We start from the raw sequence: 21,795 nt of genomic DNA, 5'->3' as shown, positions 1-21,795 counted from the left end.
CAGCAGCCAGATCGCGCTGCTCTCGCCGTCGCCGCGCAGGCGCTCACCCCTCCCCCCCTGAATTCTGCTTCCTCACTGCGACGGCGCGCGGCCACCCAGCAACGTGGCCGCACGCGAGGAGATGCGTGATGAACCTGCTTGCCTTCGGCCTGTCCCGGACGGGCGGCATCAAGAGACGCTCGCGTACTCGCCGGATCGCGGCGGTCGTCGGCTTCGCCCTGCTGCCCGGGCTGCTCTCCCCGGTGGCGTTCGCCGCGGACGCGGACCCGCTCGGCCGACCGAAGCTGAAGACGCCGCGCTCGGCCAAGGTGACCCCGTTCACTGCGAAGACGAACGAGAAGAACGCGGCCGCGGTAACGAAGTCCGCCGCGGCGGACAAGGCCGCAGCCAAGCGCGCCCACGCCCAGCAGGACCGCACCGTCACGTGGCCCAAGGGCGGGTCAGCCACACTGACGCTTCCCAAGTCGGGCAAAGCCCAGGCGAAAGCGGGATCACTGCCACTCACGCTCGCCGCGCCGAAGAAGGCCAAGGTCGGTACGCAGAAGACCGCTGCCGGGCTGAAGGTCGAGGTTCTGGGCCAAAAGAAGGCCAAGCAGCTCGGCGTCAAGGGCGTCGTCCTCACCGTCACCGGGCCCAAGGCCGGAGGTCGCGCCCAACTCGGCGCCAACTACGCGGCGTTCGCCTCTGCCTACGGCGGTGACTGGGCCGGCCGCCTGCAGGCCCTGCAGCTGCCCGACTGCGCGCTGGACGACCCAGGCAAGGCCAAGTGCCGCACCCGCCACCCGCTCAAGTCGGCCAACGACCGGGGCGACCAGCAACTCACCACACCACTCTCCTTCACCCCGGCTACCAAGAGCGGCGCCGGCCAGACCATGGTGCTGGCCTTGGCGGCCGGAACCCAGTCCGGCGCGGGCGACTACAAAGCCACCCCCCCTGACCGCCTCCTCCACCTGGGAGGCGGGCGGCTCGGCGGGCACCTTCACCTGGTCCTACCCGCTGCGCACGCCGCCCGCGGCCGCAGGCCCGAAGCCCGACCTGTCCATCGCCTACGACTCCGGCAGCGTGGACGGCCGCACCGCCTCGACCAACAACCAGGGCACGGCGATCGGTGAGGGCTTCGACCTCACCTCCTCCTACATCGAGCGCAAGTACGGCTCCTGCGACGACGACGGCCAGGACAAGAAGTACGACCTGTGCTGGAAGTACGACAACGCCTCCCTCGTCCTGAACGGCCAGGCCACCGAACTCGTCAAGGACGACACGACAGGCAAGTGGCGCCTGAAGGACGACGATGCGTCCACCGTCACCAAGTCCACCGGCGCCGACAACGGGGATGACAACGGCGAGTACTGGACCGTCACCACCGGCGACGGCACCACCTACACCTTCGGCCTGAACAAGCTCGCGGGCGCGGGCGCCGACGACCGCACCGAGTCGGTGTGGACGGTGCCCGTCTTCGGCGACGACGAGGGCGAGCCCGGCTACACCGACGGCACCACCTTCTCCGGACGAGACAAGAAGCAGGCCTGGCGGTGGAACCTCGACCTGGTCGAGGACACCCACGCGGGCGCCATGACCTACTGGTACGCGGCCGAGCACAACAACTACGACAAGCTCGGCGACGACACCACCGGCACCGACTACACCCGCGGCGGCTACCTCAAGGAGATTCGCTACGGCCAGCGCGCCGGCTCCCTGTTCTCCGCCACCCCGGCCGCCTCCAACAAGGTCACCTTGACCTACGCCGAGCGCTGCCTGGCCACCGGCACGGGCTGTGACGCACTGACCGAGGACAAGCGCGACAACTGGCCCGACGTGCCCTACGACACCGTCTGCAAGGACGGCGACAAGTGCACTGGCAACACCAGCCCGTCGTTCTTCACCCGCAAGCGCATGACCGGCATCACCACCCACGCGTGGGACGCGGCCGCTGGCACCCCCGCCTACACCGCGGTGGACGCATGGGAGCTCAAGCAGCTCTACCTCGACCCCGGAGACACCGGCGACACCACCGACCAGTCCCTGTGGCTGGACGAGATCAAGCACACCGGCAAGCACGGCACCGATCTCGCCCTGGACCCGGTGAAGTTCACCCACGCCTTCCTGCCCAACCGGGTCGACGGCGCCTCCGACGACATCCTCTCCCTGGACAAGCCCCGCCTGCGCACCGTCACCTCAGAGGCGGGCGCCCAGACGATCGTCTCCTACGCGGAGGCGGACTGCGTGGCCGGGCAGACCATGCCCAAGCCCGATGAGAACACCAAGCGCTGCTATCCCGTGTACTGGTCGCCCAACGGTGAGAACACCCCGATTCTGGACTGGTTCCAGAAGTACCCGGTCACCGCGGTCTCCACAACCGACCCGCACGGCGGCTCGGAAGCCGTCCAGCACACCTACCAGTACTCCGGCGGCGGCGCCTGGCACTACAACGACGACCCGATGACCCCGGCCAAGGAACGCACCTGGTCGATCTGGCGCGGCTACGGGAAGGTCACCCACCTCACCGGCGACCAGGACAGCGCCCAGCTCAAGACGGTCAGTGTCTACCTGCGCGGCATGAACGGCGACCGCGTGGCGGGCGCGGACGGCAAGACCCCTGACCCGGACCAGCGCAAGAGCGTCAAGGTCACCGGCATCAAGGCCGCTGAGATCACCGACTCCGACCAGTACGCCGGCTTCCCCCGCGAAGAAGTCACCTACAACGGCGACACCGAAGTCTCCGGCACCATCAACACCCCCTGGTCAAAGAAGACGGCCACCCAGCACAAGTCGTACGCCGACATCGAGGCCTACTACGTTCGCACTGCCGCCACCCACGACCGCACCAACATCACCACCACCGCGACCCCGCGCGACCGCATTCGCACCACCAAGACCACCTACGACGACTACGGCCTGGCCGAAACCGTCGAGGACAACGGCGACGACGCCATCCCAGGCGACGAGACCTGCACCCGTACCTGGTACGCCCGCAACGACGCCAACGGCATCAACTCCCTCGTCTCACGGACCCGTACCGTCGCCAAAACCTGCACGACCACTGACTCAGAACTGGACCTGCCCTCCAGCTCCGACACGTCCGGCGACGTGATCGCCGACATGGCGACCGTGTACGACGACGCGGCGGCAACCACCTGGTCGGCCTCCCAGAAGCCGACCAAGGGCGAGGACACCTGGACCGGTCGCGCCAAGTCCTATGGCACCGACAATGCACCAGCCTGGCAGAAGACAGCCACCACCAGCTACGACACCCTGGGCCGCCCCCTGGTGGTCAAGGACACCAACGACCTGATCACCGCGACTGCCACCTACACCCCCGCTGCCGCCGGCCCGCTCACCTCCAGCAGCGTCACCAACGCCAAGCAGCACAAGGAAACCACCGCCGTCGACTTCGCCACCGGATCGACGGTGAAGACCACCGACGCCAACGGCAAGGTCGCCGAGAACGAGTACGACAGCCTGGGCCGCGTCACCAAGGCCTGGCTGCCCAACCGCTCCCGAGCACTGGGCAAGACCCCCAACTACGTCTACGCCTACAACGTCACCAGCAGTGCCATGCCATGGCTGTCCACAGGCACCCTCAAGGGCGACGGCTCCGGCTACAACACCACCTACGAGTTCTACGACTCCCTCCTGCGCAGCCGCCAGACCCAGACCCCCACCCCGGTCGGCGGCCGACTCGTGTCGCTGACCCTGTACGACGACCGGGGACTTGCCACCAGCGCACAGGGCGACATCTGGGACAACACCTCAGCTCCGTCCGCCACCCCCGTACAGACCGAGGGCAGCCAGGCCCCGATCCAGACCGACACCACCTACGACGGCGCGGGCCGCGCCACCAAGGCAGTCACCAAGAACTACGGCGTCACCCGCTGGAGCACCAACGCCACCTACACCGGCGACACCGTGGCCACCAGCGCTCCCACCGGCGGCCAGGCCACCGCCGAAGTCACCAACGCCCTGGGCCAGCTGACGCTGCGCCGTGAATACGGCGGACCGCAGCCCACCGGCACCGACTTCACCACCACCAACTACACCTACACCCCCGGCGGGCAGCAGAAGACCGTCACCGGCCCCGACGACGCCAAGTGGTCCTACACCTACGACCTCTTCGGCCGCCAGATCACCTCCAGCGACCCGGACACCGGCACGAGAGGCACCACCTACGACAGCCTCGACCGGGCCGTCACCGTCACGGACATGGAGAACCGGACCCTGCTGTCCGGCTACGACGACCTGGGCCGCAAGACCGATCTGTGGCAGACCAGCAAGACCGACTCCAACAAGCTCGCCGCCTGGACCTTCGACACCCTGGCCAAGGGCCAGCAGGACACCGCGGTTCGCTACGACGGCGGCCTGGCCGGCAAGGCCTACACCCAGAAGGTCACCTCCTACGACAGCCTCTACCAGGTCACCGGCAGCCAACTGACCCTGCCCGACGGTGACCCGCTGGTGGCCGCAGGAGTCCCCAAGACCTTCTCCTTCACCACCGGTTACCGCCTGGACGGCACTGTCAGCCAGGCCTCCCAGCCGGCCGTTGCCGGACTTGCCGCAGAGACCGTCTCCTACACCTACAACGCCACCGGCCAGCAACTCACCTCCCAGGGCACCAGCGGCTACCTCCAAGGCGCCGTCCACTCCCCGCAAGGCGACCTGCGCCAGCTCACCCTGGGCATGAGCGGCGGCACCACGGCCAAGAAGGCCTACCTCAACTACGACTACGAAGCCGGCACACGCCGCCTCACCCGCTCCTACGTCACCGACGACGTCCACGGCTACATGCCGCAGGAACTGAAGTACACCCAGGACGACGCCGGCAACGTCACCTCCATCTTCGACGCCACCACTCAGGGCGGCACCGCCAAGCCCGACTACCAGTGCTTCGCATACGACGGCCACCGCCGCCTGGCCGAGGCCTGGACCCCCAAGACCGCCGACTGCGCAGCCGCGGGCCGCACCACATCCAACATCGACGGCGCCGCACCGTACTGGAGCAGTTACACCTACAACCAGGCCGGCCAGCGCAAGACCGAGACACAGCACGCCAGTTCCGGCGACAAGACCACGGCGTACTCCTACGGCACGGACCAGAACCAGCCCCACCCGCTGACCAAGACCGAAACAGCCGGAAAGACCCAGACCTACACCTACGACAAGACCGGCAACACCACCTCCCGCCCCGACAGCGACGCCCAGCAGGACCTCACCTGGAACACCGAGGGCAAACTCGCCCGCACAACAGAAGGCCCAGCACAGACGGACTACCTCTACGACACCACCGGCGAACTCCTCATCCGCCGCGCCAAGGGAGACGGCGACACCGTCCTCTACCTGGGCGGCACCGAAGTGCGCCTCACCACCAAGGGCACCGTCAAGACCCTCACTGGCACTCGGTACTACACGGCCAACGGCCAGACCATCGCGGTCCGCACCGCCACGGCAGGGACCTCAGGCACCAAACTCAACCTGCTGGCCGCCGACCACCACGGCACCTCCAGCATCGCCCTGGACGCCACCACCTACGCCGTCACCAAGCGCTACACCACGCCGTTCGGCGCCCCACGCGGCGAGAAGACCACCAACTGGCCCGACGACAAGGCCTTCCTCGGCAAACCCGCGGACACCGCCACCGGCCTGACCCACATCGGTGCCCGCGAATACGACCCGGGCATCGGCCAGTTCCTCAGCGTCGACCCACTCCTGACCCTCGACCAGCACCAATCCCTCAACGGCTACAGCTACGCAAACAACAGCCCCGTCACCTCCAGCGACCCAACCGGCCTCAAAGCATTCAAGAGGAAGGGCGGAGAACGGACGAGTCAAGACAACTTCATCGACTCGCATTCCGCACCCAACTTTTCATCCGGTGGGACCTGGGAAAGCACGTACTCGAACTTCCCCAGCGGAACTGCCAGCACCAGCAGCAACGGGTACATCGCCAAAAGAAATATCAATCAGTGCGGTGCGCGTGATTGCTCGCGGCCAGTAATCGCCGGACCAGGTGATTATTACAACCTGCCGCACAAGGCCGGAGATGGTGTCGAATTCTTCGACATTTTGGGCTTCATGAAGGATACCGCTGAAGCCGTTGCTCCTGATTTCGCGGCGTGGAAAGGCTGCTTCGACAACCCTGGATTCAACGCTCAGTGCGCGAGTACTGCAGCGGATGCGCCTATACCTGCACTTAAGGCGCTCAAGATACTCAAGCTCAAAAAGGCCCAGAAAGCGAAGAAATCCGAAGAGGTCGGAGAATCAAGCGAGGACGCACTCAAAGCCAAGAAGGATGCATCCAGGTGTAAGTGTTTCCTGGCGGGAACCGATGTCCTCATGCGCGACGGCTCCACGAAAGACATTGAGGATGTCGAACTCGGAGACCAGGTTCTGGCCACCGATCCGGAGACAGGGGAATCCGGTCCGCGCGAAGTGACACGCCTCATCGTCACGGAAAGCGACAAGCACTTCAACACGCTCTCGATCTCCACCGGAAGCGGCATCGAGAAACTTACCGCCACACACGAGCACCCCTTCTGGTCCCCATCGAAGGAACGATGGGTCCAGGCTAGCGACCTGAAGCCCGGAATGACCCTCCTCGCCGATGACGGAGACACTGTCACCGTCACGGGGAACCGCGCCTTCACGAAGCACGCCCGCACCTACAACCTGACGGTCAAGGGGCTGCACACGTACTATGTCCTCGCAGGAACTACACCTGTATTGGTTCATAATTCGAGTGGCCCCTGCGGAGTGGATGCTGGCAATGGGGCTTCTCTGGAGAATCTGACTGGGTCCGAGCGAGCTCGAATTCAGAATGCAGCAGATCGAATCGGTCATCCGATTTCCGTTGTGGGCAGTCGAGCAAAGGGAACCGCTGGGCCTGAATCGGATTGGGACTACGTGATCACTGGAATTAATAGCCGGACGAAGCACTCTGTGAAGAGTTCGCTACCTCAGGGTGCAGTTGAACTCGGCGTCGGTAGAAGATATGACATATTCACAGGTGGGCTAGCGGAAGGCGCGCCCTACATCACCTTTAACCCGAGGAAGTGAACTGATGAGCGAACTAGAGTTGATCGCCGAGAGTGGTAATTGTGCCCTGGCTCTTCGGCAGAGCCGAAAATTTCCTGGCCTGTTGATTCAAGGGGATACTCTGTACTCATTGAGTCGCGTGGCGGTCGAGTTGCTGGGTGAACTCGAATCCGGAGACGTTGAAGAAGGTAAATTCTCTGCCATGGAGATTAAGGAGACGCTTGATGAGTTCGTCGCAGTGTACGAACGGCTGATGAGGGAAGATGGTAGGCCTCTGCCGTACTGAGTGAACTTATCGCGCCTTCTGGAAGTGGCCGCTTCGGCGTCCGAGACTGAAGCGAACTCCCAGTGCCCCTTTAGGTGGCAGGTGACTCGCGATGCTTGCCGTGTACGTGATTCCTGTCGATCCCTAAAGGGAATATTCGGTTTCTCTGCTCGGTTCAATCCGTGCGGAGCTGGGGAATCGGGTGTGGCCGAAGGAAGTGGGACCGTATTCTGCTTTCAGGGTGCGGCTTCTTCTTTAGGGGCAGCTCGTGTAAGGGGTGGGGTGCTATGAAATCCTGCGATCGTCCACGCATGCTGCGCGGGATGTGATTTCGCTGATCATGAAAGGGGTGTCTGTGAGCGGCACCGTTCCACTGATCTTCGTTGTCCTGCCAACCGTCGCTGCGGTCGCTTGCAGCCCGTCGGCGGGTCACGACAAACCCCTCAGCGCGGCAACGCTGAGGGATGCGCTGCCTGCCGCCGACGACTTTCCTGGCCTCACGGCCAAAGCTCAGAGCGTGCCTGTGCTGGAGAAGCAGGACGTCGTGACCACGGATAGGGCTGCCTGTCGGCCGATCGCCGACATGATGAACGTTCGCCCCAAGCACCGTCGCGAGGCGATGGTGTGGTCCACACTCGACGGCAAGGGCATGCCTGATGGGGGGGAGCCTGGTCCTCTCCAGCATTGCCGGTGACGAAGCTGGCGCCTGGATGCAAGAGCTCAAGGCCGCACGCACCGATTGCACGAAGTTCACCGCCACGTCGAAGCGAGGCTGGGTCTTCCGATTCGCCGTGGAACCGCTGCCTCCTGTATCGGCGGGCGACGACTCTGTCGCGTACATTCTGACCAACACCCAGGCCCCGGGTGGCAAGGGCAACAGCATCACTGTTGTGCGGACCGGAGGGACACTCGCCAGCTACCTTCTTACGGGCCGGCCGCGCACCGTGTCGGTCTCCGTGGCCGACAAGCAGCACGAGATATTGCAGCGTGCATCCGAGTGAGTATCGACCGCGGATCCGACAGCCACGAGGTACGCGACTGGGCTCGCAAGCTCCGCCGGGGCGAGGCCACTGCCGGCCAAGGCGCCGGAACGACAGTGGATCCCCTCTCCAAGGCCCGACGCGAGCGCGCCCGGCGCCTGGCGCGACAGCAGACCAATCACCGAGCTGTCCCGCTTAGCCCAACATTCCGGGGCAACTCGCCCACTATTGGGGTCTTCTCGGCAACCTGACAGTGGCCGAGGGGATCCCCGTAGAGAAGCCCGACGTGGAGTACGGGGCGGCGGGCCTATCCAGTACGTTCGTTGGTGGGCAGCAGTGCGAGCGTGGCGATGACTGCCCGGTGGTCTGTGCCCGGTACGGTCCGTTCGCTGACCGAGATGCCCGCCAGGCCGGAGCCGTGCAACACGTGGTCGAGCTGTACCAGGGGTGGCAACGGGCTCTTGTTGGCGGGCCAGGTGCGAGCCCAGCCCTTGCCGAGTTCGGCATGCGTGTCCGTGAGCCCGCCGGATGTGAGCAGTTCGCGCATCGGAGCGTGGTCGAGAGAGGCGTTGAAATCGCCCAGGAACACCGTGTCGGGGCCGCTGTCGTGGGCGACGGAGGTGAGAGCGGTGAGGTCCCGGGTCCAGCGCTGCGCGTCACCCAGCGGGTAGTACGTGTGAACGGCCACCAGCCGTACGGCGCGTCCACCGACCGTCACCTGTGCGGTGGTCTGGGGCCAGGCGGTGTCCGCCTTCAGCGGGCCGCCGTGCGTCAGCGGAATCCGTGAGTAGAGCGAGGAGTCATTCTCCGGATGGAGCTCCTGGTGAGGCAGAACCTTGTCCAAGCCCGCTTCGGCGAGCGCGGCGATCCCGGCGGACGGCAGCTCCTGCACGGCCAAGACGTCTATCCGTTCGGACTTCACCAGCTGTACTAGCGCACGCGTATCCGCCTTGCCGACGTGGGTGTTGACGGTGGCCACACGCAACTCGGGTGCCTGCGCCGGGATGTGCTGCTGGTGGTGTGGTATGAACCGCGGTATCAGCAGCACCGCGTAGGCGGCTGTGACCAGTGCGGCGACGATGACCGGCCAGAGAGAGCGCAGAGCGGGGACGGCGATCATGGTGGTCAGAGCGAGCACGCTGAGTGCAGCGGCGTAGGGGAACAAGACCACGGGCACGGCGAACGGGGTTCCCGCATCGAGTCCTGTCAGCCGTACGACAAGCAGAACACACAGCATGGCGAGTAGCACGCCACAGCCGAGTAGTCCCCACCTACGTCCGCGGCGGTAGATGCCCCGGTTCCCGTTGGCTGAGTGACGCGTGCACGCGGCAGTGTCCTTCATCCCTCCTGCCTCCCCTCGCCAGATCTGCCCAAGATTCATCGAGCCGATCCGTCATCTGCTCGATGCCATGATCGCTGACGGTCTCGGTGCAAGCATGGTCTGGGTTGCCCTGATCGACGAACACGACATCGCTCCGAGTCAACTGGCACGATCCGCCGCTGAATGTCTCCTTAGATTGATGTCAGCACCACTCGCCGTCCGGCCCGCGCATCGCGCCCACCCGTGACGAACTCCCGTACGAAGGCTTCGCCGCTGCCAGTCAGCGTCTGGCTTCCCAGTTCATCCGATACCTCGTCCCCGCCGTCTGCCCCGGCCGTCCTGCCCACCTGGGCCATCGAAAAGATCCGCACAGAGTTCACCCAGCCACCCGGGCGGGCCCCCGCCTCGCTGCTGCAGATCGCGGTGGCTGACACCGACCCCGGCATGGACGCTCGAACTTCGTGCACGGCTGTCCCCGCGCGCCCTGATGGAGTGGTCGAAGCGCCCGGCCCGCTGGTGATCCTTGCGGAGCTCCACCCAGACACCATCCCGGCCACCGCCCCGCGCACCCACTACGGCAGCGACGAGCAAGGCGCCATCGACGACTGCTGGCCCGGCTTCTTCCACCGGGCCCACCGCCTCTTGCGCTCCGACGGCTTGCTGCTGCTCGCCACCCGTCAGCGCCGCGACGCCGGATTGCTCACGGACCCGCTCGGAATGCTCATCGCCACCGCCCGCACTGCCGGCTTCCGCTACCTGCAGCACATCGTGATCGTCCACGGCTTCCCGGCCGAAGACCGCATCGTGCCCGCGCCACCCGCCGACGCGTCGCCCGGCCTCATCCACTCCGACCTTCTCGTCCTGCACGTCTGAAGGAGTCCGCTGTGACCGCAGCCCCGGAATCGGTGTGGAACACCGCCCCCCGCCTCCGCCCCCGCCCAGCGGGGCGACCGGTACGTCCCTGGCTCCGCCGCGCACCCCGCCAAAATGCTCCCTGCCTTGGCCGCCCACGCGATTGCCACGTACACGAAGCCCGGCGACCTGGTCCTTGACCCGATGTGTGGCATCGGCACCGTCCTCGTCGAAGCCCTCCGCCTCGGCCGTCACGCCCTCGGCTTCGAATACGAGCCCCGCTGGGCCAAGTTGGCCCGAGACAACGTCATCCACACCATGGGGGCGACCAAGGGCGGTGTCGGCCTCGTTGCCTGCGGCGACGCCCGCCAGCTCACCCAGCTGTTCGACGCCCGCCACCACAGCAAGGTCGACCTCGTCGTCACCTCCCCGCCGTACGGCGCGAGCGTTCACGGTCAGGTCCGCTCTACCCGCGAGAGCGGCGAACGGGGCGTGACCAAGCGGGACTATCGCTACAGCCGAGACCCCTCCAACCTCGCCCACGTCGGCCTTGAACATCTCCTCGACGCCTTCACCGACATCCTCATCCAGTGCCGCCACCTGTTGCGCCCCGGCGGACACGCTGTGATCACCACCCGCCCCTGGCGCTAGCGCGGGGAACTCGTCGACCTGCCCTCCGCCGTCCTCGCCGCTGCCGAAGCCGCCGGACTGACTCCGGTCGAGCGCAACGTCGCCCTTCTCGCGGGCATCCGCGAGGGCAGACTCGTCGCCCGCCCCTCCTTCTTCCAGATGAAGAACGTCCGCGGCGCCCGCCGCCAAGGCATGCCCCTCGCGGTTATTCAGCACGAGGACGCCCTCGTTGTGCGCCGCCCACCCAGCTGCCCGAGTTCATGGAAGTCCAACGGCCCGGCAGGCGAGGCAAAGTGCGCGGTCCGGACCCCGCGTAAGCCAGGAACCGCAGCCACCTTCCGCTCCCGCACCTGCACCTGCACTACCGGATGCGCCAATGGCCGGCGCTGACCCTTCGATTGGGTCCCTGTGCTCAGGCGTCGGCGGCCTGGACCTCGGCGTCCAGGCCGTACTGGGCGGCCACATCATCTGGCACGCCGATAGTGACTCGCGCGCTGCGAAGGTCCTTGCCCGACATTGGCCTCGCACTCCGAATCTGGGCGACGTACGCGCTGTCGACTGGCATCAGGTCGAGCCCGTCAGCGTGCTCACGGCCGGATTCCCTTGTCAGGATCTCTCGGTCGCCGGGCCCCGAACCGGGCTCGTCCCCGGCACTCCATCCGGCCTATGGCACCACATCGTGACCGCCATCGAAGTCCTCAACCCCTGCCTGGTGGTGATCGAGAATGTCCGCGGCCTGCTCTCCACCCGAGCCGGAACCCACCCCCTTCGCCACGTGGAATCCTGCCCGCGGTGTGTGGGAGACAGAGCCGGTGAATCCCGTATGCGGGCACTGGGCGTGCTACTCGCGGACCTGACCGACCTCGGGTACGACGCGAACTGGACGTGCGTACGCGCGTCCGACATCGGCGCCCCTCATCGCAGGGAGCGAGTGTTCCTCGTCGCCTGGCCCACAACACCCCCATGCAGAGCCGCTGCTGAAGACCCCGACATCGAACCTGGCCAGCAACGGCGGCTCCCAGCACCCCGACAAGCGCAAGGCCCGCGGCCACGGCCCCACCCTTGCCGACGAGGTCGAGCACGGTGCCAAGGGCTCGCCCAACCAGCGGTACGGCAACGGCACCCTCACCTTGGCCTCCACCGCAGCCACCCTCGCCGGCTCGACCGGCAAGAGGGAGCAGCTGCTGCCCACGCCGACCTCCTCAGACGGGAACGGAGGTGCAGGCGTGACCCCGAAACGCAAAGGTGGCATGAATCTTCGGACAGTCGTCACTCGCCTGCCAGTTGGTGGGGCGACTACCTGCCTGCCATCCGCCGATGGGAGCACGTGACCCAACGCGCCGCATGCCAGCCCACTCAGCCCGGAACACGTAGGCTCTCCGCCGAATTCGTCGAGTGGATGATGGGCTTCCCAGAAGGCTGGGTCACCGCCACCGAAGGCCTATCCCGCGCCGCCCACCTCCGCCTCCTCGGCAACAGCGTCGTCCACCACCAAGCCACCCACGCGATGAGGCTGTTGCTGCAGGAAATCCTTCCGCGTCGTGTACGCCCACTGGCGCTTCAGACACAAAATGTCGGGGAACAGTGACCATCCCACCGGAACACCGCCGTGTGGAGGCAAGTGAAGCGCACCGCACCTGTGCCGCAATGTCCAAAGGCAGAAAGCATGCCGCGCGCGACACGTGTGCCCGCGAGATCCATATCTCATGGCACGTCGCAGAAGACCCTGACCCTGAGTCCTACGCGAGGCTATTGCGCCTTCTCTTTGGTCATCGCCGGAGCGTTTTGCCCGCTGTGTATCGGGGCTCCCAAGGCCCAAGTAAGCAGGGGTAGTTCGGAGGTACGATCCGCGCGTTCATAGCGACCCCGGCGGCTTTGGAGCGCTGCCGGGGTTAATCAGTCGCGGAAGGACTGACATGTCTTACGCTCTCACATCTGCTCTGCGCGCAGTGGACTACCTACGAGTTTCCACGGAAGAGCAGGCCAAGGGCTTCGGCATTGCCTATACAGGTAAGAAGACCAAGAAGTACATTGAGAGGAAGGGGTGGGAATACGTCGACACGTTCAAGGACGAGGGCGTCACCGGCTCGCTACCTTGGCAGGAACGCGACGATGTACCTCGCCTCATGGCCCTTGCCCGGCAGACCCCACGTCCGTTCGACGTCGTCGTGGTTGCGGAGACCCGAGCCGTTGGGCGTAAGGACCGGGTCTTCTGGCGCTGGGTGTGGGAGCTCCAGGACCTGGGCATCTCGGTGGCCGTCGTCGACAAGGACATCGACAACACCACGGAGGATGGCGAAGCGGCCATGAGGGAGGAGGCGAACTACGCCTTCAAGGAATACGTGCGGATTCGTAGCAGGACTCAGAGCGGTCTCCAGGAAAAGGCTGAGGAAGGCGGGCACGTTGGGGGTGAGGCACGGTACGGGTACCGCATCGAGAACAAGGGCAGGAAGGGCGAATCGCGTTTGGCCCTTGATCTGCCCGAGGAGAACTGCGCGTGCGATCGGCCGCATGAATACGACGTGCTCCACACGGCCCGTCGGCTGATTGTCGAAGACGGCCTCAACGTCCGCCAGACAGCGGCCCACCTCAACGCCTTGGGATATGAAGGTAGGCGAGGCCCTTGGCGGCACAATAATCTGCTGAAGCGTCTGAAAGCAGCCATGGCTGCTTCGGTCGTTGTCTTCCGTAACCCGTCTCGCGCCAAGACGGGGCCCGACGGAAAGCCGCTGTACGGACAAACGGTCACCACTGTGCTGGACCCGATTTTCACAGCGGAGGAGATCAGGGCCCTGGGCGCCGCCCTCGCGCGTCACCGCCGCGGAAGCAATCAGGGTCCCCATGGGCGCGTGTATCCGCTTTCTCGGCGAGTCTTCGGCCTGTGTGGTCTGCACTACACCGGAGCGGAGATCAGCACTTGTTCAGTTCGCTTCTATCGATGCACAGGAAAGAACGAATCTCAGACAAAGTCCGGCGGCTGCAGGTGTTCACGCATTGACGCCAACGTGCTGGAGCCGTGTGTATGGCGTGAGGTCCGAGAGCTGCTCAGTGATCCGGATCGGCTCAGGGCCATGGCGGACGACTGGGCGGCCCAGACGATCGACTCGACTGAGGACCAGACGGGGCGGCTCGCCTCGCTCGACAAGAAGATCGAAGAGCAGAACGGCGCCATCGACCTGACGATGTCCGTGGCTGCGAAACAGGTGGCGCGTCGTCGGCTTCCGCAAGTTGATGCGGAGGCCGCTGTGGAGCGGGCTCTCAAGCCGCTCCATGAAGAACTGGCTGAGCTGGAGAAGCTGCGCGCCGAGGTCATTGCGTGGCTGCGAGACGCCGAGACTGTCGATCAGCGCATCCGCGATCTTCAGGCTCTTGCAGAATTGGCCCGGACGCGGCTCGTAGAGATGTCGCCCACAGAGCAAGCCGAAGTTCTCGCTCTCTTGCGCGTCCGGGTGACGATCACGGGCTCTGTGCCAAGAACGCGTACGGGCGACTGCTCAGTGACCTCTTGGTTCAGGGACAGGTCGAGGCGTGTGCCAGTGCTCACCGATGACGGCTGGGAGGCTGTCGAGCCCATTCTGACCGCAGCCCACCGTTATCGGCGCACCGACCGCTTGCCGGAGCGTGATGTGGTCGAGGCGGTGCTGAACAAAGCGCGTACGGGCAGTCCCTGGCCGCGGGACAAGGGGTACAAGTCACGGTTCCACCGCTGGGTGAAGACGGGGGTCTGGGAGGCTGTCATGGCGCGGCTTGCCGATGAGGATTCCACCCCAGTGCCTGATGCCCGCCCCCTCCCACCGTTGCGGATCGAGGGCCGGATCGATCCACGCTTGCTGCTCCGTGCCGCTGAGGAACCCGAAATGACTGTCCCCACCGGGCGCGGCACCGTCGTCACCGGAGCCGTCGAGCGCGGCACGGTGCGGATCGGTGACCGGGTGGAGGTGCTCGGCGCGGAGACGGAGACCGTCGTCACCGGCCTTGAGACCTTCGGCAAGCCCATGGAGTCCGCGCAGGCGGGCGACAACGTGGCGCTGCTGCTGCGCGGTGTGCCACGCGATGCCGTACGACGCGGCCATGTCGTCGCGGCGCCGGGCAGCGTCAGTCCAAGCCGGCGCTTCACCGCCCAGGTGTACGTCCTGTCGACCAGGGAGGGCGGCCGGTCGACGCCGATCGCGACCGGCTACCGGCCGCAGTTCTACCTCCGCACCGCGGACGTCGTCGGGGACGTCGACCTCGGCGATGCCGCCGTCGCCCGGCCCGGCGACACGGTCACCATGACGGTCGAGCTCGGCCGCGACATGCCCCTGGAGACGGGCCTCGGCTTCGCGATCCGCGAGGGCGGCCGCACCGTCGGCGCGGGCACCGTGACCGAGGTCGGCTGACGGCAGCTGCCCGCCTCCCGCTGGGGATCCACCGCTGCGGGAGGCGGGCACAATGGAGCGGTGACTGAGGACGAACGCGCGGACGAGGCCATACCCGTCTTCAAGGACGTGGATCACGGCACCGCCAAGCTGATGCCGGACGTGGACCGGCCGCGCGCCTGGCTGCTCACGGTCGACGGGGCGCCGCAGTCGTACGTCGACCTGGACGCGCCCACGCATCTGGAGTTCGAGTACGCGCAGCGCCTCGCCCATGTCCTGGACACCGCGGCGGAGCCGGAGCACCCCCTCGACGTGCTCCACCTCGGCGGCGGCGCGCTCACCCTGCCCCGCTATGTCGCGGCCACCCGGCCCGGTTCACGCCAGGACGTGGTGGAGGCGGACCGCGGTCTTCTCGACCTGGTGGGCGAGCATCTGCCGGTGCCGGAAGGCTGCGGTATCGCCGTGCACGGCGACGACGCCCGCCGGTGGCTGGAAGCGGCGGCGCCCGACAGCGCCGACGTACTGATCGCCGATGTGTTCGGCGGCTCGCGGGTGCCCGCCCATCTGACCTCCGTGGCCTACGCGCGGGCCGCGGAGCGGGTGCTGCGCGCGGGCGGGATCTACGCGGCGAACCTCGCCGACGGCGCGCCGTTCACGTTCCTGCGCTCCCAACTGGCGGGCTTCGCCGAGGTGTTCGCGGACGTTGCGCTGATCGCCGAACCGGCCGTGCTGCGCGGCCGCCGCTTCGGCAACGCGGTGCTCGTCGCCTCCCACGACGCCATCGACGTCCAGGCGCTCACCCGGCGGGCGGCGGCCGACGTCTTCCCGGCACGCGTCGAGCACGGGGCCGCGCTGCGGCGGTTCATCGGCGACGCGCGGCCGGTGCGGGACGAGGACGCGGTGGCCTCACCCGAGCCGCCCGACGGTGCCTTCAGCATCGGCTGAGCGCGCGGCCGGGGAAGCAGCCACCTCCCGCGACGGCGTACGCCGCGTCAGGTTCCGCACGTCAGGGACGAGCAGGACGAGCGCCGTCCCCACGACCACAAGGGCCGCACAGCCCCACAGCGACGCCGAACGCCCGAAGGCGACCTCGGCGGGCCCCGCGAGAGCCGTGGCGAGCGGGACCATCGCGATCGAGCCGAACCAGTCGTAGGCGGCCACGCGGGACAGCTTCTCCTCGGGGATCTCCTGATGCATCGTCGTCATCCAGGAGACGCCGAACACCTCGATCGCCACGCCGCTGACGAACATCACCGCCGCAAGACCCCACACCGGCAGCGGCACGGCGAGCGCCGCCGAAGGCGCGGCGAGCGGAAAGACGCAGAGGGTTCCGGCGAGCAGCATCCTGCGCGGCTTCCACCGCATCATCAGGAGCGCGCCGCCGACCGTGCCCGCGCCGAACGCGCCGAGCGCCAGGCCCCAGGGTCCGGCGCCGCCCAGCTCGTCGCGGGCCACCAGCGGTCCGAACACCGCCTCGGCCGCGCCGACCACCGCCACCACCACGGAGAACTGCGCGACGATCGCCCAGAGCCACGGCCGGCCGATGAACTCGCGCCAGCCCTCCCGCAGATCCGAGAGCAGCCCGCCGCCCGGCTCGCGCGCCGGTATGTGGCTCACGTCGAGGAACGACCGCATGGCTCCCGCGATCGCGAACGCGGCGGCGTCCACCGCGAGCACCCAGCCGGGCCCGAGCGCGGCCACCATCAGACCGCCGAGCGCGGCGCCGCCGAGCCCGGCGCCCTGCATCGCCATCCGGTACAGCGCGAAGGCGCGGCCGGCCTGCTCGCCGGTGACCGTCGACATCAGCATGCCCTCGGCGGCCGGGCCGAAGAACGCCTGGCCGACGCCGCCGAGCCCGGTGAGCAGCATCATCGACCACAGCGGGGGAGCGCCGGAGATGACAAGGACCGCGAAGACGGCCTGGGAGAGGCAGTTGAGGGCGTTGGCCGCGACCATCACATGGTGGCGCGGCAGCCGGTCGGCGACCGCGCCGCCGATGAGCAGGAACAGCACGAGCGGCAGCGTGCGCGCCGCCGCCACCAGACCCACGTCCCCGCCGTCCCCGCCCGCGTCGAGGACCGCGAACGCCGCCGCGATCAGGGCGCCGTGGCTGCCCAGGTTGGTCACGATCGCGGCGGCGGTCAGCAGGCTGTAGTTGCGGCCTGCCCAGGAGGGGCGGCGCGCGGCGGCCGGAGTGGTCACCTGGGGACTATCGCCGCCCGGACGCCGACTTGCCAAACGGGTTCAGCGCGGGAGCGGGTGGCTCAGGACTCCTCGGGGTCGCCGTGCAGACGTACCGTCTTGAGGATCTTCTGCACCGTCGCGTCCGGGACCTCGTCCTTGACGCCCTTGGCGCCGTACAGGGTCCACGCCACGTACTCGCCCTCGGAGTTCTTGAAGGAGAACGTGGTGGCCTTGCCTTCCGAGTCGCACTTGTCGGGCCCGGCGGCACCCGACGTCGTCGAGGTGGCGACGCTGCCCTTGACGCCCGAGTCGGTGGTGAACGACTTGATCTTGCCGATCTTGATCTTCTTCCTGTCGGCCTTCTTCTGGTCCGTGTAGCCGCCGAAGACCCACCACGCGGAGTCGTTGCGCGCAACGTCCTTGGTGTTCTTGGCGCCGTTCTGGCCCTTTGTGCCGACCGCGGCGAGGGACGTGTCGTCCGACTGGCCGTCCTTGTCGTCGTCGGACGTGCACCACTTCTCTTTGTAGATCGCGGGCGCCGACATGGTGATGAGGGGCTTGGTGCCGTCGCCCGCGTTGTCCTCGAATCCGATGATGGTGTCAGGCGTCTCGAGGGCCCAGTCGGCGGGAACGTCAAAGGCGGTGCCCCACTTGGGGTTCACCACGACCTGCCAGCCCTTGATCGTCGGCTTCGGGCCGTTGCCCGTGCCGCGCTCGGTGCCGCCGTCACCGGTCGGGCTCGGCTTCTTCGGCGTGGACTTGGAAGGAGACTTCTTCGGCTTCTTGTCCGCGACGTCGTCCTTGTCACCGCCGAGGACCAGGAAGCCCGTGACGCCGGCGGCCACCACGACGGCGAGCGCCGCGACGATCGCGGTGATCTTCGTCTTGTTCCCGTCCCCGCCCTGGCCGCCGCCCTGCTGGGGCGGCATCGGCGGCGGGGTGGGCGCGGCCCACTGCTGCGGCTGCTCGGGCTGCGAGTAGGCCCCCGGTTGCGGCTGCTGCTGATACCCGGGCTGCTGATACGGGTTCGGCTGTTGGTACCCCGGCTGCTGGTACGGATTGGGATTCTGGTCCTGCGGGTTCTGCTCGCCCCCGGGCGGCTGCTGTCCTGGCCACATGGGCAGTAACCATAGAGGGGCTTGTGGCCTGATGTCATCGCTGCCCTCGCGGAGCGGCCGACACATCGGGTCACAAGCCCCGTTGGCGTACGAAACCGATCAGGACTCCGTGGGGTCGCCGGCCAGCCGCACCGTATTGAGGATCTTCATGATCGTCGCCTCCGGAATCTCCTCCTTGACGCCCTTGGCGCTGTAGAGGTTCCAGGCGACGTACTCGCCCGCGGAGTTCTTGAAGCCGAAGGTGATCGCCTTGCCGTCCGAGGCGCACTTGCCCTTCTGGGGCGTGTTCTCCGAATGGGCACGGGCGAGGCTGCCCTTGATGCCCGTCTTCGTGGTGAAGGGCTCCGCCTTCTCGTCGAACTTGAGGCTCTTCTTGTCGGGCTGGGTGTAACCGCCGAAGACCCACCAGGGCACCTGGTTCACGGCGACCTCGTCGGTGTTCTTCGCGCCGTTCGCCCCCTTGGTGCCGACGGCGCCGAGCGCGGTGTCGTCGGAGTTGCCGTCCCTGTCCTCGTCGTCCGAGCACCACTTCGACTTGTAGTACGCGGGTGCCGACATGGTGATGAGGGGCTTGCCCTTGTCGTCCTCGAAGGCGATCGCCGACTCCGGCGACTGCACCTCCCAGTCGGCGGGGACGTCGAACGCGGTGCCCCACTTGGGGTTCACCACGACCTGCCAGCCCTCGACCACCGGCTTCGGGCCGTTGCCCGTGCCGCGCTCGGTGCCGCCGCCGTTCGCCGGGTCGCTGCTCGGCTTCTTCGACGCGGACTTCGAGGGGGACGTGGACGGCTTCGAGTCGGCCTCGTCGTCCTTGTCGCCGCCGAGGATCAGGAATCCGGTGACGCCGGCGGCCACCACGACCGCGACGGCGGCGACGATCGCCACGAGCTTGGTCTTGTTGCTGCCGTCACCGCCGCCGCCGGGCGACGGCTGCGTGACACCCATCGGCGCGGTCGGCGCGCTCCACTGGCCCTGCTGCTGGCCCTGCTGCTGGTACCCGGGCTGCTGATACGGGTTCGGTGCCTGGTACCCCGGCTGCTGGTACGGATTCTGGTTCTGCGGGTTCTGCTCGCCCCCGGGCGGCTGCTGTCCTGGCCACATGGCGGGCAACGATACGGGTCTTGACGCGGGGTCAGCGAGGCAACCCCAGGTGGCAGGTGCTGTGGCGGGGCGGTTGCTCAGGACTCGGGCCCATTGTCGTATTCGCGCACCGTGCTGAGCATCTTCTTGACCGTCGCCTCCGGCACCTCACCGCTCACGCCCCGGGCGCCGAAGAACGACCACGAGACCAACTTCCCCTGGGAGTCCTTGAAGCCGAAGGTGGTCGCCTTGCCGTCCGTCCGGCACTTGTCGTCGGCCTTCTTGACGCCGGAGACCGAGGAGCTCGCCAGGCTGCCCGTGATGCCGGACTTGGTGGTGTACGACTCCACCGCGCTGGTCCTGATCTTCTTCCGGTCGGGCTGGGAGTACGCGCCGTACACCCACGTCGCCGAGTCCTTCCTGGCGATCTGCTCGGTGCTCTTGGCGCTGCGGTTGCCCTTGCTTCCGGCCTCCCCCAGCGGGGTGTAGTCCTTCACGCCGTCCCGGTCGGGATCGCTCGCGCACCACTGCTCCTTGAGCACGGCGGGCGCCGCCATCCCGATCAGGATGCTGTCGGGGTCGTCGGCCTCTCCGACGGCGTCGACCCAGTCCTTCGACTTGAGTGCCCACCCCGGGGGCGCGTCGAAGGCGATGCCGCGCTCGGGGTTCACGACCGTCTGCCAGCCGGGGATCGTCGGCTTGGGCCCGTGGTCGTTTCCGCGTGGGTCGGACTTGTCGGACGCGGCCGGACTCGGCGACTCGGAGGCGGACCGCGTCGGGTCCGGCTTCGCCGTGTCGTCCTTGTCGCCGCCCAGGAGGAGGAAACCGGTGACGCCGGCGGCCACCACGACCGCGGCGGCGGCGACGATGGCGACGATCTTGGTCCTGTTGCCGCCCCGGCCGCTGCCGCCGCCGTCGTCGTGCGGTGCCTGTGCCGGGCCGCCGGGGACGGTGGGCGCGTTCCAGGGAGCAGGCTGCTGGTGCCCCTGCTGCTGCCCTTGCTGCTGATATCCCGGCTGGTGGTAGGGATTCGGCTGCTGATTCGGCCCGCCCCCGGGCTGCTGCTCTCCTGGCCACATGAGCAGCAACGATAGGGGACCGTGATCCACGTCGAGTCAGTTCCTGGCCAAAGAACGCTACTCGTGGGTAACATCGCTGCCATGAGCGCAGACCAGATGTCGATCGGCGAGATGCTCGCCGCCACCGTGCCGATGGCCCGGACCCTGAACCTCGAGTTCCGTGAGACCACGCCCGAGAAGGCCGTGGTCGCCCTGCCCGACCAGGGCGACTACCACAACCACGTCGGCGGACCGCACGCCGGAGCCATGTTCACGCTGGGCGAGTCGGCGAGCGGTGCCATCGTGCTCGCCGCCTTCGGGGAGCAGCTCTCGCGGGCCGTGCCGCTCGCCGTGCGCGCCGACATCGCGTACAAGAAGCTCGCCATGGGTCCGGTGACCGCCACCGCGACCCTCGGCCGTCCGGCCGCCGACGTGATCGCCGAGCTGGACGCGGGGGAGCGGCCCGAGTTCCCTGTGGCGATCGAGATCCAGCGCGCGGACGGCGCCGTGACCGGCGAGATGACGGTCGTCTGGACGCTGCGGCCCAATAACTGAGTCGCATCCGGGCGTTCGTTTACGTACGTTCGTCGGACGAACGGCGTCGCGCCGGTCGGGCACGGGGGTGCCGGCCGGTGCGACGCCGTTTTCCGTTGTTCTCCGTTCACCTCATTGACACGAGTCAGTAGCGGTCATAGTTTCCTCGCCGCCAGTGGGTCGACATCTGCAGAGGAGTCGCCGCATGAGGAGCTTGAGGAGATCGAGGGCAGCGGGAAGAGCCGGCGGTAGCGGCGGAGGCGGAGACAGCGGCAGGTCGGGGCGGGTGCGGGCGGCCGTGTCCGGCTTCCTCGCCGTCGCCGCGACCGCCGCCGCCGTGCTCACCCCCCACGCCGCGCCCGCCGGGCCGCCCGCGCGGGGTGTCCCGC

Annotated in this window: 14 protein-coding genes and 2 pseudogenes; 11 read left to right on the top strand and 5 right to left on the bottom strand. The window is 67.4% G+C overall.

Annotated elements, in window-relative coordinates:
- The first annotated feature begins 128 nt into the window (after nt 1-128).
- From ACFWY6_RS27130 to ACFWY6_RS27115, 4 genes and pseudogenes are all read left to right on the top strand, one after another.
- Nucleotides 129-7,047: pseudogene (locus ACFWY6_RS27130) on the top strand (polymorphic toxin-type HINT domain-containing protein).
- Between the two features lie 4 nt (nt 7,048-7,051).
- Nucleotides 7,052-7,312, top strand: a complete 261-nt coding sequence (locus ACFWY6_RS27125) for a DUF6959 family protein (protein ID WP_384695377.1) — start codon at nt 7,052-7,054, stop codon at nt 7,310-7,312.
- Nucleotides 7,313-7,616: 304 nt separating this feature from the next.
- Complete coding sequence (locus tag ACFWY6_RS27120; protein ID WP_384695374.1) at nt 7,617-7,985, top strand: hypothetical protein; 369 nt, start codon at nt 7,617-7,619, stop codon at nt 7,983-7,985.
- A 16-nt stretch (nt 7,986-8,001) separates the two neighbouring features.
- Nucleotides 8,002-8,292, top strand: a complete 291-nt coding sequence (locus ACFWY6_RS27115; protein WP_384695372.1) for a hypothetical protein — start codon at nt 8,002-8,004, stop codon at nt 8,290-8,292.
- A 286-nt stretch (nt 8,293-8,578) separates the two neighbouring features.
- Here the strand turns inward: ACFWY6_RS27115 and ACFWY6_RS27110 are convergent, their stop codons facing one another.
- Complete coding sequence (locus tag ACFWY6_RS27110) at nt 8,579-9,508, bottom strand: endonuclease/exonuclease/phosphatase family protein (protein WP_384695369.1); 930 nt, start codon at nt 9,506-9,508, stop codon at nt 8,579-8,581.
- Between the two features lie 528 nt (nt 9,509-10,036).
- Between ACFWY6_RS27110 and ACFWY6_RS27105 the strand changes: the two genes are divergently transcribed.
- The 6 genes and pseudogenes from ACFWY6_RS27105 (at nt 10,037) to ACFWY6_RS27080 (ending at nt 16,377) form a co-directional block, all read left to right on the top strand.
- Nucleotides 10,037-10,465 (top strand): hypothetical protein, encoded by a 429-nt coding sequence (locus ACFWY6_RS27105; protein ID WP_384695366.1) that lies wholly within the window; start codon nt 10,037-10,039, stop codon nt 10,463-10,465.
- Between the two features lie 114 nt (nt 10,466-10,579).
- Complete coding sequence (locus ACFWY6_RS27100; RefSeq protein WP_384695364.1) at nt 10,580-11,095, top strand: TRM11 family SAM-dependent methyltransferase; 516 nt, start codon at nt 10,580-10,582, stop codon at nt 11,093-11,095.
- A 355-nt stretch (nt 11,096-11,450) separates the two neighbouring features.
- Nucleotides 11,451-12,662 (top strand): DNA cytosine methyltransferase, encoded by a 1,212-nt coding sequence (locus ACFWY6_RS27095; protein ID WP_384695361.1) that lies wholly within the window; start codon nt 11,451-11,453, stop codon nt 12,660-12,662.
- Between the two features lie 328 nt (nt 12,663-12,990).
- Nucleotides 12,991-13,461 (top strand): annotated as a pseudogene (locus tag ACFWY6_RS27090) (recombinase family protein); the annotation flags it as partial.
- A 276-nt stretch (nt 13,462-13,737) separates the two neighbouring features.
- The gene (locus tag ACFWY6_RS27085; protein WP_384695382.1) at nt 13,738-15,453 is read left to right on the top strand and encodes an EF-Tu/IF-2/RF-3 family GTPase; all 1,716 of its coding nucleotides are present in this window, start codon (nt 13,738-13,740) and stop codon (nt 15,451-15,453) included.
- Nucleotides 15,454-15,585: 132 nt separating this feature from the next.
- Nucleotides 15,586-16,377 carry a spermidine synthase gene (locus ACFWY6_RS27080; RefSeq protein WP_384695380.1) on the top strand — a complete coding sequence of 264 codons (792 nt, stop codon included), beginning with the start codon at nt 15,586-15,588 and terminating at the stop codon, nt 16,375-16,377.
- On the opposite strand, the gene ACFWY6_RS27075 is transcribed toward ACFWY6_RS27080, so the two are convergent.
- The 4 genes from ACFWY6_RS27075 to ACFWY6_RS27060 all read right to left on the bottom strand — a co-directional run bounded on the left by ACFWY6_RS27075 (nt 16,339) and on the right by ACFWY6_RS27060 (nt 20,893).
- Nucleotides 16,339-17,634: an MFS transporter gene (locus tag ACFWY6_RS27075; protein WP_384695359.1), complete on the bottom strand. Its 1,296-nt coding sequence runs from the start codon at nt 17,632-17,634 to the stop codon at nt 16,339-16,341. The genes ACFWY6_RS27080 and ACFWY6_RS27075 overlap by 39 nt on opposite strands.
- Nucleotides 17,635-17,696: 62 nt before the next feature.
- Complete coding sequence (locus ACFWY6_RS27070; protein WP_384695356.1) at nt 17,697-18,734, bottom strand: hypothetical protein; 1,038 nt, start codon at nt 18,732-18,734, stop codon at nt 17,697-17,699.
- Nucleotides 18,735-18,833: 99 nt separating this feature from the next.
- A complete protein-coding gene (locus ACFWY6_RS27065) occupies nt 18,834-19,835 on the bottom strand; it encodes a hypothetical protein (RefSeq protein ID WP_384695354.1) in 1,002 nt (333 codons plus the stop codon).
- A 77-nt stretch (nt 19,836-19,912) separates the two neighbouring features.
- Nucleotides 19,913-20,893 carry a hypothetical protein gene (locus tag ACFWY6_RS27060; protein WP_384695352.1) on the bottom strand — a complete coding sequence of 327 codons (981 nt, stop codon included), beginning with the start codon at nt 20,891-20,893 and terminating at the stop codon, nt 19,913-19,915.
- A gap of 81 nt (nt 20,894-20,974) precedes the next feature.
- Here ACFWY6_RS27060 and ACFWY6_RS27055 point away from each other — a divergent pair, with 81 nt between their 5' ends.
- Complete coding sequence (locus ACFWY6_RS27055; RefSeq protein ID WP_360771504.1) at nt 20,975-21,427, top strand: DUF4442 domain-containing protein; 453 nt, start codon at nt 20,975-20,977, stop codon at nt 21,425-21,427.
- Nucleotides 21,428-21,795: the final 368 nt, after the last annotated feature.

This window comes from Streptomyces sp. NPDC059037 (assembly GCF_042740015.1).
In the GTDB taxonomy this organism is placed as follows: Bacteria; Actinomycetota; Actinomycetes; order Streptomycetales; family Streptomycetaceae; genus Streptomyces.
This window is presented reverse-complemented; position numbering and strand designations above follow the sequence as displayed.